Source organism: Humidesulfovibrio sp., assembly GCF_030689645.1.
Lineage (GTDB): Bacteria > Desulfobacterota > Desulfovibrionia > Desulfovibrionales > Desulfovibrionaceae > Humidesulfovibrio.
Genome location: NZ_JAUYFU010000063.1, coordinates 1 through 11070, shown reverse-complemented (window position 1 = coordinate 11070; position 11070 = coordinate 1). Strand labels below are relative to the sequence as shown.

The following is an 11070-nucleotide window of genomic DNA, read 5'->3' as shown; positions in this document are numbered from 1 at the left end:
CGCGCCTGCGCTAGCCCAGGGCCCGCTTCACGTAATCTTCAAGCACGCTGCGCTCCACCGGCTTGGGCATGAACCAGCTGGCCCCGATGCCGAGCAACCCGGAAATCTCGCTGACGCCGATGAACGCGGACATAACCACAATGGGCAGGGTTTGAAAGCGGGGATCGGCGCGCAGGGTGCGGATGAGCGTTGTGCCGTCCATCCCAGGCATCATGATGTCGGTGATGAGGAGGTCGAAACGGTTTTCGGCGCACATGGCTTCCCAGGCGTGGCGGCCATTGGGGCTTACCAGGGCGCAGTGGCCCATGCGCTCTACGATGGTGGCGACAAAGCGCTGAGAGATGGGGTCGTCTTCAGCTATCAGGATCTTGGCCATGCATTTACCCTCCCGCTGGCGAACAGGCATTGCCAAATGCCTATCGCTACGCAGCGCGTATTGATAATCAAGATCCGTTCCAACTCCTGCCAAGCCGCCCAGGCCCGCGCCTGTGGCCTATGGCCGCCACCTGGTGCCAAGCATTGAAGGCCTCTGTTCCAGTTATTCCGGAATCCCAGCCATCGGGCGCCGCGTCTTTATCAGGCCATGCTTGCCAAGCAGCTCATACAGACGCGCCGTTTTGAGTCCAGACAGCTCTGCGGCAAGGCCCACATCGCCGCCTGTGCTGGCTAATAGCGACGAGAAGTACTCGAACTCGGCCTTGTCCAGCAGGCGCGTTCGATGCTCTCGCCAAGGACCCAGCACAGCGAGTCGACTCTCAGGGACGGGATGCGCCTGCGCAAAACTGCGAGAGGACACCCGGCCGCGCATGAGCCGCACCCGGAGTTCCAGAGGCAGATGCTGTGGCAGCAGCATCGCCTCGCCCCGGGCGGAAACCAGGCTCATGTCCACGGTTTGCAGAAACTCGCGTACATTTCCGGGCCAGTCGTGCGACAAGAGCAGTTCCAGATACTCCGGGCTGGGGGTTGGGCCGGGGCGGCCCGCTTGCGTGGCGTTCAGCGTCAGGCGCCACTCAAGAAGGGTTTGGATGTCGCCGTCGCGCTCGCGCAGGGGGGGCAGATCCAGGCAAAAGGCACCAAGGCGGTACAGCAGGTCTTGGCGGAATTCCCCGCGAATGGACATTGCCCCCAGATCACGGTTGGTGGCGGCCACGAGTCGGAAGTCGCTGGTGCGGACCTGCCCTCCGCCCACGGGGCGGTAGCTGCGCTCTTGCAGCACGCGCAGGAACTTGGCCTGGATGGGCAGCGGCAGCTCGCCCACCTCGTCCAGAAACAGGGTGCCTCCGTCGGCCTGCTCGATGAGTCCGGACTGTTTGCGGTCGGCCCCGGTAAAGGAGCCGCGCTCGTGGCCGAAGAGCACGGATTCAGCGAGGGTGCCGGGCAGCGTGGTGCAGTCCACCACGACGAAAGGCCCCTGGGCGCGGCTGCCGCTGGCGTGGATGGCCCGGGCGAAGATCTCCTTGCCCGTGCCCGTTTCGCCGGTGATGAACACGTCCACGCCGCTGGCCGCCGCCATGCCGGCCTGAGCCAGGGTGGCGGCGAGTCGCGGGCTCTTGCCCACGATGCCGGAGGACTCCGGCAGGGCGGGTATGCGTTGCCGCCGCTTCTCCGCGCGATAGGATAAGGCGCGCAGCATGGGCAGGGTCATGCGGTCAACGGAGGTCGGCTTCTCTATGTAATCCCAGGCCCCGCAGCGCAGGGCCAGCTCCGCGCCGTCCGGGTCGCCCTGGCCGGTGATGATGATCACCTCGGGCGGATCCTTAACGGCGCGCAGTTCCTCAAGGGCTTGGGCTCCCGAGCCGTCGGGCAGGCGCACGTCCAGGTAGATTACGTCAACGTTCTGGCGTGCCAGGGTTCGGCGAGCCTGGGCCAGGGTTCCAGCGGCAAGAGCCGTATGTCCGTGCCGCTCCACAGAGGTGCAGAGAAGCTCACGAAACAGCTCGTCGTCATCCACCACAAGGATCTTGGCCATGCCTTCCCCTTTGTCGATTTCTGGAAATAGCGGAACAATTCTGGGAAACCCATACTACGAAGCCGTATTTTTTACCAGAGCTTGCGAGGGGGAATGTGATAACCTGCGGTAACTGTTTGGAATTAAATGTAGTGAATGGTGTGGCATGGATATTGTTTAAGAGACGCCGTGCGCCGGGCGGCAACGTTCCCGGTGGCCGCGTCGGTTGGACCGACGTGTCTGCCGGGCAGGTGGGGGGCCTGCCCGGCTCTTTTTTTGCCTGATGAGAGGGCTACAGTCCCTTCACTATTTCTCCTGCAAGAATATCCTCTGTTGCCGCCATCAGACGCGGCAGAGAAAACTCCGCTTCCACACGGCCCCGGCACAACGCGCCCAGGCGCGCGCCTTCCTGCGTCAACCGCGCCAGAAGCGTCTCCATTCCCGCGGCCAAGGCCGCCGCATGGCCGGGAGCAACCACAAGCCCCGTGCCGCCCAGCACGCGTCCCGCGTCGCCCGCATCGGTGGCCACGCAGGGCACGCCGCAGCTCATGGCCTCCCCAAGCACGTTGGGAAAGCCCTCGTTTGACGACGACAGGCAGAGAATATCCAGGGCGTTGTATACGCCCGGCATGTCTGTCCTCTCCCCGGCCCAGATGAGCCGCGAGCCCAGCCCCAAAGCCGCAGCCCTTTCCCGCAGGCTCTGTGCGTAGCTCGCCGGTCCGCCGCCGACGCAGACGAAACGGACGCTAGGGCTTCGTGCCGCAAGCAGGGCCGCCGCCGCCAGGAATGTTGGGTGATCCTTGAGCGGGTCCAGCCGGGCGACAAGCCCGATGAGTTGCTCGTCTTTTCCCACGCCCCATTCCGAGCGCAGGACCGCTCCAAGGCTTCGGTCCGGGTGAAAGCGCGCGGTGTCGGTGCCGTTGTCCACCACGCGCAGCAGCCCCGCAGGAAAGCCGCGCTCAAGGCACAGCCGCCGACCAGCTTCGGAATTGGCGATGACCAAGTCCGCCTGGCGTGAAAGCCTGGCCTCCAGGCCCAGAAGCAGCCGCCCGGCGCGTCCCTGGCCCGAGGCGTCCGCCGCGCGGATGCCCATGACCAAGCGCGTCTGTGGATAAAAAGGCCGAAGCAGCGAGCCCAGCACGCAGCAGGTGGGCAGGAAGGAGTAGTGGACCTGCGGAGCCTCGCGCCGGAGTATTCCAGCCAGGGCCAGCAACACGCGCAGGTTGTCCAGGCGTGAGTGCTTGCCCAGGGTGATGAGCCGCGCCTGGCCAAGCTCCGCCGCCAGCGGCCCGCCCTGGCCGAGAGCCACGGCCAGCACCTCGTGCCCGCGTTGCGCCAGGCCGCAGGCCAGGGCCGCGAACTGGCGTTCGGCCCCGCCAGGCTCCAGGCTGGGGATGGACATCAGGATGCGCATGAGCCGCCGCCGCCTGGGCCGTTGGCCGCCAGCCAGGCCTGGAACATGAGCATGTCCCAAAGGCTGTGGCTCCGGTTGTCCTCCCCGGCCAGAAACTCGCGCCAGATGCGCTCCGCGAGCACTGGGTCCAGCCAGCCCTGGCGGCGCAGGAGCGCGGGCGAAAGCAGATCTCCGGCCCAGGCCCGCAGCGGCCCGCGCAGCCAGGCGGCCAGGGGCACGCCGAAGCCCATCTTGGGGCGGTCCACCAAGGTCTGCGGCACGTGCCGGTAGAGCACACGGCGCAGCAGATGCTTGCCTTGCCCGCGGTCCATGCGGCCCGTCGCCTTGAAGCGCATGGGCAGGCGCGCCGCGAGCTCGGCCACGCGGTAGTCCAAAAGCGGCGTGCGGGCTTCCAGGGCCACGGCCATGCTGGCCCGGTCAACCTTGGTCAGGATGTCATCGGGCAGGTAGCCCAGCAGGTCCGTCAAGCTCATCCAGGCGCGACGTGCCTCCGGGGTGTCGCCCAGAGCCAGGGGCGAACGGCCCGGGTAGTCCGGCTCCTGTGCGCCCAGCACCAGCTGCGCAGGGTCCTTGAGGTGCGAGACGAAATGCCGGTACAGGGCTTCGAAGCCGCTGACGCCCAAGGCGTCGAGCCGCCAGCGGAACTTGTGGCCGCGCGGTCCCAGCAGGTTCCAGAAGCCGGACGGCAGCATCCGCGCCGCGCCAAGAGCCGCCCGGCGCAGCGGACCGGGAATGGCGGACAGCAGTCCATGCGCCCGCAGGGTCCAGGGATAGCGCTCATAGCCGGAGAACAGCTCGTCGCCGCCGTCGCCGGAAAGGGCCACTGTGACATGCCCGCGCGTCAGGCGGCACAGCAGCGCCGTGGGAATCTGCGAGGAATCGGCAAAGGGCTCGTCCCAAATGCGCGGGATTTCAGGCACATGGTACAGGAGGTCGCGGGCGGTGACCGTGAGCTCCGTGTGCTCGCAGCCCAGGTGCCGGGCCACTTCGCGGGCATGGGGAGCCTCGTTGAAGGCCGCCTCCTCGAACCCGATGGAGAAGCTGCGCACGGGTCGTGCGCTCTGCCGCTGCATCAGCGCTGTCACCAGGCTGGAGTCGAGGCCGCCGGACAGGAATGCGCCCAGGGGCACGTCCGCCAGCATTCGCAGGGAGACCGCGTCGGTGAGCAGACGCTCAAGCTCGTCAGCCGCCTCGTCCTCGGTCCCGGCGAAGGGGTCGAGAAAACCCTGCCGCCAGATCTGCTCCGCATCCCAGTAGCGGGTGCGCGCCTCGCCCCCGGGGCCGATGGTCACGATTTCGCCGGGCAGGATCTTTTGCGCCTGGGCGTAGATGCTGTGCGGAGCCGGAATGTAGTTGTGCCGGAAATACAGCGCCAGGGCGTCGCGGTGGAGCGAGGCGTCAAAGCCTGGGTGCTCGCGCAGGGCCTTCAGCTCCGAACCGAACACGATGCCGCCCGGAATGCGGCCCAAGTACAGGGGCTTTACGCCCAGGCGGTCGCGCACAAGGCTGAGGCTGCGCTCCCGGCAATCCCACAGGGCGAAGGCGAACATGCCGTTGAAGCGCCGCACCGCATCCGGCAGACCCCACTGCTCTATGGCCGCCAGCATGACTTCGGTGTCTGACCCGCCCCGGAAGCCGTGGCCCAGGGGCGCCAGCTCCTCGCGCAGCCGCGCGAAGTTGTACACCTCGCCGTTGAAGCACAGCATATAGCGCCCGGAGGCCGAGCACATGGGCTGACGTCCCAGGGGCGAGAGGTCCAGAATGGACAGGCGGCGGTGGCCCAGGCCCACGCCAGCGTCCGCATCGGTCCACAGGCCCGCGTCATCCGGGCCGCGATGGATCAGGGTTGCGTTCATGGCCGCAAGGGGCGCAAGGGCCGCCGGATTGCCCGGCGTGTAAATTCCGCAGATGCCGCACACTTTTGGTCTGCCCCCTGATGGTTATTGGCCGCGCCCGGGCTTTCGGGCAACGCAGTACACGATGGGGGAGGTGAGGTCGTTGGCCAGCCGGGCGCGCCGCTCTTCTCCCAGCAGGCGCTCCAGGATCCACGCGGCCATGGACGGAATCGCCAGTGCCGCGCCCAGGAATTTGCGCGCCAGCGGACGCCTCTCCCAGCGCGCGGGGTTCACCACTCCCAGATTCAATGCGCCCAGATGCCCCCAGGCCTGGGGGAGCAGGCCGCTGTCGCGGTGCGCCTGGGCCAGATCCTTGGGCCAAAGGGGCGTGTGCAGCGCGTAAATGCGCCTGTCCAGCAGCCGCTGGGCCAGGCCCGTGAGGCCGCGCATGTTCGGAACCAGAGTGATCACCAGCCCGCCGGGCCGGGCCAGCCAGGCCAGCCGCTCAATTACGCCGCGCGTGGGGTTGAAATGCTCCGCCAGGCCCTGGCTGAACACCACGTCCGCAGCACCTTCCAGGGGTTTGGGCAGGTCGAACAGGTCGGCCTGCATGATCTCTCCCACCGCGCCGGCCTTGCGCAACACGGCCTGGGCAAGGGCGCAGCCCATCTCGGAGTAGTCCAGCCCGCGCACCCGGTAGCCGAAGCGCGCGGCAAAGACTGGCAGCCAGGCCGAGCCGCCGCAGCCCGCTTCAAGCAGCACCTGTTCCGGCCCGGCCATGGGCAGGTGCCGTTCGAAAAACGCGCCCAGCAGCAGGTTCATGTGATTCATCAGGCGCGTATCGTCCAGGTCCACCGGGTCCGGGGCCTCGCGCAGCCACACGGACTGCCAGTAGTCGGTCCCAGCCTTGTCGCCGGGTTTGCGGTTCATGGGGCCGGTCATGCGGGCCTCCGGCAATGCCGCCACACGGCCCAAAGCGCCGCGCCGGCAAAGAGCGCGTGCATCAGCGCCGATGATGCTGCAATGCCCGTCACGCCCATGACGCGGCTCAGACCAAAGCTCATGAGGCCGCTGGCCGCCAGCAGCACGGCCTGAAGCAGCAGCAGGAAGCGGAACTGCGACAGGGCCTGAAGCATGCGGGCAGCCCCTATGCTCAACAGAAAGAACGGGAGCTGCGCGAAGAACCAGACCTGGCCAGCGCTCACGGTCTGGGCTGCCTGGGCGTCGAAGCGCCCGCGCTGGAACAATAGCTCCACTAGAAGCGGCGAGGCCAGAATTCCGGCCAAGGCCAAGGGCGCGGACACCAGCGCCAGCCGCTTGACCATGCCCTGGCAGGACGCCAGCAGCGCCTCGCGCGGGGCGTTGTGAGCCATGTCCGTAAAATGCGGCAAAAGCACCGTGGATAGTGTGAGGCCAAGCAGGGCCGAGAAGCCTGCGGGCAGCTTGGCTGCATAGCTCAGGGCAGCCACAGAGCCCTCGCCAAGGGTGGAGGCGATGGCGTTGTTGATGAAAGGCGTCAGGCCGAACAGGCTTGCGCCCAGAGCCAGCAGGCCCCAGCCGCGAAGCAGGGCGGGCAGGGGGTTTTCTTCTGATGAAGGCTTGCTGCGCCAGTCGCGCAACGCGTTCAGCCAGCCGTCAAAAACGCCGCCCCAGGCCCGGCCCATGAGCCGGATCAGGAGGCCGAATTCAACGGCTGCTCCCAGGTTCAAGCCCGCCACCAGGGCATGGATGCCCAGTCCACCGTGCAGCAGGAAGATGCCCAAGAGGATCGTCAAAGCCCCTGTGGTCGCGGCCAGGGCCGGGCCCTTGAAGTCGCCGCGGTAGTTCACCAGGGAGCCCAGCACGTGGTTCAGGCTGCTGAGGATAAACAGAGGCAAAAGCCCGGTCAGCAGTGCTTTCGTCAGGACCAAGCGTTCCGGCGTTGCGTCGGGCGATAGCACGACCATGGCGCTGGCCGGGAGCAGGGCCAGGGCCAGGGCGGCCAGGGCGACCAGCAGAGCCTGGGCCGTCAGGGCGCGCACCAGGAAGCTCCCGGCGGCGTTAGATGCGGCAAGCGCGCCGGAGGTGTTTCTAGCCGACACCCTGCCAAGGGCCGGGATGAGGGCCGAGGAAAAATTTGCGCCAAGCAGGTTGGCCAGGAACGCAGGCGCCAGCAGGGCCAGCACGTAGGCGTCGAGCTGCCCGCCCAGGCCAAAGAGCGCGGCGATCAGCATCTCCTTGCCCATGCCGATGCCACGGGCCAGGCCGTTGAACAGCAGCACCAGGAAGGAGTCGCGGGCCAGGCGGGAGGAGCATTCCTCGCGCAGCTTGCGCATCAGCATGGAAAGCTGTTCGCCGTTCATGATGCGCTGGCCGCAAGGTTGCGCCGGGCGTTCTGCCCGCCGCGCGTATTGGGGGTGAGTCTCCGGAAGGCCATGGGCATGCGTACGGGAATTCCGGCCAGAGTTCAACGAAAGGGGGCACTGCTGGCTTCCGAAAGCCGGGCTCTTGCCAGCCGGGGACTGTGGGAGTAAGCCCTGCCGATGCACGCACACCTGTTCATCCCCTGCCTTGTGGAGGACTGCCAGCCCGAAGCCGCCGAAGCCGTGGTGGAGGTGCTGGAGAGCCTTGGAGTCGAGGCCCGGCATCCTGCGGGCCAGACCTGCTGCGGACAGCTCGCCTACAAAACCGGCGACGCGAAAAACGCCCGCCTGCTTGCCTTGCGCTATCTTGAAATTTTCGCCGCGCCCGGCCCGGTGGTCTGCCCGTCCGGTTCCTGCGTGAAAATGGTGCGCACCTACCCGGAGCTTTTCGCGCCGGGCACGCCTGACCACCAAAGAGCCGTGGACCTGGCCGCGCGCACCTTTGAATTCTGTGAGTTCGTGGCTGGGCTTCCCGGCGCGGACACGCTGAACGCCCAGCTCCAGGTGCGGGCCTGCTACCATGGTTCGTGCCAGATGCCGCCGGGACAGTCAGGCGGGGTCGACGCCCCGCGCAGGCTGCTCTCCTCCGTGCGCGGTCTGACGCTTCTTGAGGCCGACCGCGATGACCGCTGCTGCGGTTTTGGCGGCATCTTCAGCCTCCAGTTCTCTGCGGTGTCCCAGGCCCTGGTGGAAGACAAATGCCGGGAGATCATGGTGCTGGAGCCGGAGATCCTGGTCAGCGCCGAGCCCAGCTGCCTCATGAACATCAGCGGGCACCTGGCCCGCCTGGGCAAAGGAATTCCGGCCCTGCACGTGGCCCAGGTGCTGGCGGCCAGCCTCAAGAAAGAGACCCCGGCCTGGAGAAGGAAATGATGATGGAACTGACCACGCGCCACTTTCGCCAGCAGAGCGCCAGCGCCTGCCGCGACAGCAACCTGCGCGCCGTTCTGGACCACGCCACGCGCTACTTCATGGGCAAGCGCGGCGCGGCCCTGGAGGCCTTTGCGGGCCGTGACGAACATTTCGCCCGCGCCAGGAGCGCGCGCCTGAACGCCCTTTCGCGTCTGCCGGACCTGCTGGAGGAGCTGGAGCGCAACGCCACAGCCGCAGGCGTCAAGGTCCACTGGGCCGCAGACGCCGCCGAGGCGCGAGCCATCATCACAGGCATCGCCAAGGCCGCAAACGTGCGTGTCATCGTCAAGGGCAAGAGCATGGTCACGGAAGAGATCGAACTCAATCCCGCCCTGGAGGCCGCCGGGGCCGATGTCTGGGAGACTGACCTGGGCGAGTTCATCGTGCAGCTGGCCGGAGAGCCGCCCTCACACATCATCGCGCCCGCAATCCACAAGTCCCGCGCAGAGGTGGCCGAGCTCTTCGCCGAAAAGCTGAACCTGCACGGCCAGAGCATCCCGGAGCTGACGCTCCTGGCCCGCGAGGCCCTGCGCGAGAAATTTCTCTGCGCCGACATGGGCATCACCGGGGCCAACATGGCTGTGGCCGAGACCGGCAGCGTCATCCTGGTGGAGAACGAGGGCAACATCCGCATGTCCACCACCTGCCCGCCCGTGCATGTGGCCCTCATGAGCCTGGAAAAGGTGGCCGCCACCATGCAGGACGCGGCGGACATCCTGCGCGTGCTGCCCAGAAGCGCCACAGGCCAGAAGATGTCTTCCTACGTGTCGGTCCTTACCGGGCCGCGCAAAGAGGGCGAGACCGACGGCGCGCGCGAAATGCACCTGGTGATCCTGGACAACGGACGCTCCGAGGTGCTGGCCGACCCGGTGCTGCGCGAGGCCTTGGCCTGCTTCCGTTGCGGGGCCTGCCTCAACTCCTGCCCGGTGTACCAGACCATCGGCGGCCACGCCTACGGCTCGGTCTACTCCGGCCCCATCGGCACGCTGTTGTCGTCGCTTCTTTTGCCGCAGGACCTGACCCGCGACCTGCCTTTCGGCTGCACCCTGTGCGGGGCCTGCGCCCGCACCTGCCCGCTGGGCATCAACCACCCCAAGCTTATGCTGGCCTTGCGCCAGCGCGTGGCCAATGGCCGCGCCAACCCCGTGTCGAGCGCGCACTCCCTGCTTGCCCGGCACCCTCTGGCATATCGTCTGGCCGTTGGGGTCGCCCGCACACTGGACCCGAACCTGCACCTGCTGCCGCGCCTGCCCGGAATGCCCGGTCTCTCGGAGTTTGTTGATTCGCGTCGCCCGCCGGAACTCAAAAAGCCCTTCGCGGCACGTCGCCGCAAGACGAAGAGGGAGCAGAAGCAATGAGCGCCACGCAGTCCCGCGCCGCCATCCTCGACACCCTTCGCAAGGGCTTGGCTGCAGCGCCGTTTTTTGCGGATGCACCGCCCGCGCGTCCCGCGTCCATCTCCGTCGGCCCCGACGCCTGGGAGCTTCTGGCTGGGGTCCTCGGGCCCCTGGAAGTGCGCCTGCGTCTGGCTCGCACCCCTGCCGAAGCCGCAGTCCACGTGGCCGACATCGCCCGCGAGCGTCAGGCCGCGACCTACACCCGCTGGGATGCCGCCCTTAACGCCCTGAACCTGCCCGGCGGATTCGACGCGGCCTTAAGCTCCCTGGAGCGCCTGGAGCCGGGCTGCTGCCAGAATCTCGCCCGTGCGGACCTGGGCTTCGTCCTGGCCCATGCCGCACTGCTGGAATCCGGGAGCCTGGCCGTGGTGGCCGCGCCTGGACAGCATCGCAGCGCGTCCCTGCTGCCCCCGGCCTCGGTGGTGCTGGTGCCCAGAAACGCGCTCTTGCCCGATGTCTCGCACCTGCCAGCGCTCCTGAACCGGCACCGCTTGCCCGCTGGCGCGCTGCCCGCCTGTCTGAACCTCATCACCGGGCCCAGCAGCACTGCAGATATCGAGCTGGTGCTCGTGCGCGGCGTGCATGGGCCGGGAACGCTGGACGTCATCGGCCTGGACTGGGACGTGTAGCGGCAGGAGATATTTGGCTGGGGGCGCTGCCCCTAGACCCCCGCCAGAGGGCATGCGCCCTCTGGACTCCGCAGGCTCGCCGGGCGGGACGCCCGTCGAGGGCGTTGCCGATGGGCGCGGATAGGGCTGGCGTGGGAGGCTTTGCGCACTCCCCGTCAATCTCCGGCGCGGCTTCGCGGCGCTGCGCGCCGCAAAGCCGCGCCGGGCTGATTGAGGGGAAAAGCCCGTTTTGTGAGTGTTGGAGAGGGGCGGGAGAAGAGGCTCTTTGCCACGTTTCACGAATTGCGGTGGTGATGCTGCGGGAAACGCCCCCCTCCCCGACACCTCCGCAAGTTAACGGGCCGGTTCCGAGCGTCTGCTCGGAACCGGCCCTTTCACTTGCCCTGAGGGGGTCCGGGGGGAATCATTCCCCCCGGTCTGCGAAGCATATTTTTCTCGTTGTTCTTACAGCGGGTAATCCAGCGCTTCGGGGATCATGACCCCGGTGATGGCTTCGCCTGCGCGGTCGCGGGCGAGGCGGGCGCCAGCCAGGG

9 protein-coding genes are annotated in these 11070 nt (G+C 67.4%); 3 read left to right on the top strand and 6 right to left on the bottom strand.

Annotated features, from left to right (window positions below; all coding sequences use genetic code 11):
• Window positions 1-10: 10 nt before the first annotated feature.
• The 6 genes from Q8O35_RS09400 to Q8O35_RS09375 form a co-directional block, all read right to left on the bottom strand.
• On the bottom strand, window positions 11-376 hold the full coding sequence (locus Q8O35_RS09400; protein ID WP_305572575.1) for a response regulator: 366 nt from the start codon (window positions 374-376) through the stop codon (window positions 11-13).
• A gap of 162 nt (window positions 377-538) precedes the next feature.
• Window positions 539-1969 (bottom strand): sigma-54 dependent transcriptional regulator, encoded by a 1431-nt coding sequence (locus Q8O35_RS09395; RefSeq protein WP_305572573.1) that lies wholly within the window; start codon window positions 1967-1969, stop codon window positions 539-541.
• A gap of 271 nt (window positions 1970-2240) precedes the next feature.
• Entirely contained in the window at window positions 2241-3362 is a 1122-nt protein-coding gene (locus tag Q8O35_RS09390; RefSeq protein WP_305572571.1) for a glycosyltransferase, read from the bottom strand.
• Window positions 3350-5281: an asparagine synthase (glutamine-hydrolyzing) gene (gene asnB / locus Q8O35_RS09385; RefSeq protein ID WP_305572569.1), complete on the bottom strand. Its 1932-nt coding sequence runs from the start codon at window positions 5279-5281 to the stop codon at window positions 3350-3352. Before asnB ends, Q8O35_RS09390 begins: the two co-directional genes overlap by 13 nt.
• 21 nt (window positions 5282-5302) lie before the next feature.
• Complete coding sequence (locus tag Q8O35_RS09380; protein ID WP_305572567.1) at window positions 5303-6139, bottom strand: bifunctional 2-polyprenyl-6-hydroxyphenol methylase/3-demethylubiquinol 3-O-methyltransferase UbiG; 837 nt, start codon at window positions 6137-6139, stop codon at window positions 5303-5305.
• A complete protein-coding gene (locus Q8O35_RS09375) occupies window positions 6136-7539 on the bottom strand; it encodes a lipid II flippase MurJ (protein ID WP_305572565.1) in 1404 nt (467 codons plus the stop codon). The genes Q8O35_RS09380 and Q8O35_RS09375 overlap by 4 nt, the downstream gene beginning before the upstream one ends.
• 180 nt (window positions 7540-7719) lie before the next feature.
• Between Q8O35_RS09375 and Q8O35_RS09370 the strand changes: the two genes are divergently transcribed.
• From Q8O35_RS09370 to Q8O35_RS09360, 3 genes are read left to right on the top strand one after another with little or no spacing between them, the layout of a single operon-like run.
• A complete protein-coding gene (locus tag Q8O35_RS09370; protein WP_305572563.1) occupies window positions 7720-8472 on the top strand; it encodes a (Fe-S)-binding protein in 753 nt (250 codons plus the stop codon).
• Window positions 8469-9869, top strand: a complete 1401-nt coding sequence (locus tag Q8O35_RS09365) for a lactate utilization protein B (protein ID WP_305572561.1) — start codon at window positions 8469-8471, stop codon at window positions 9867-9869. Before Q8O35_RS09370 ends, Q8O35_RS09365 begins: the two co-directional genes overlap by 4 nt.
• The gene (locus tag Q8O35_RS09360; protein WP_305572559.1) at window positions 9866-10537 is read left to right on the top strand and encodes a lactate utilization protein; all 672 of its coding nucleotides are present in this window, start codon (window positions 9866-9868) and stop codon (window positions 10535-10537) included. The genes Q8O35_RS09365 and Q8O35_RS09360 overlap by 4 nt, the downstream gene beginning before the upstream one ends.
• Window positions 10538-11070 lie beyond the last annotated feature (533 nt).

Excerpts from the sequence above, each read along its gene's own strand:
- Q8O35_RS09400 (WP_305572575.1), bottom strand. The coding sequence starts at position 376 with ATGGCCAAGATCCTGATAGCTGAAGACGACCCCATCTCTCAGCGCTTT.
- Q8O35_RS09395 (WP_305572573.1), bottom strand. The coding sequence starts at position 1,969 with ATGGCCAAGATCCTTGTGGTGGATGACGACGAGCTGTTTCGTGAGCTT.
- Q8O35_RS09390 (WP_305572571.1), bottom strand. The coding sequence starts at position 3,362 with ATGCGCATCCTGATGTCCATCCCCAGCCTGGAGCCTGGCGGGGCCGAA.
- Q8O35_RS09380 (WP_305572567.1), bottom strand. The coding sequence starts at position 6,139 with ATGACCGGCCCCATGAACCGCAAACCCGGCGACAAGGCTGGGACCGAC.
- Q8O35_RS09375 (WP_305572565.1), bottom strand. The coding sequence starts at position 7,539 with ATGAACGGCGAACAGCTTTCCATGCTGATGCGCAAGCTGCGCGAGGAA.
- Q8O35_RS09370 (WP_305572563.1), top strand. The coding sequence starts at position 7,720 with ATGCACGCACACCTGTTCATCCCCTGCCTTGTGGAGGACTGCCAGCCC.
- Q8O35_RS09365 (WP_305572561.1), top strand. The coding sequence starts at position 8,469 with ATGATGATGGAACTGACCACGCGCCACTTTCGCCAGCAGAGCGCCAGC.
- Q8O35_RS09360 (WP_305572559.1), top strand. The coding sequence starts at position 9,866 with ATGAGCGCCACGCAGTCCCGCGCCGCCATCCTCGACACCCTTCGCAAG.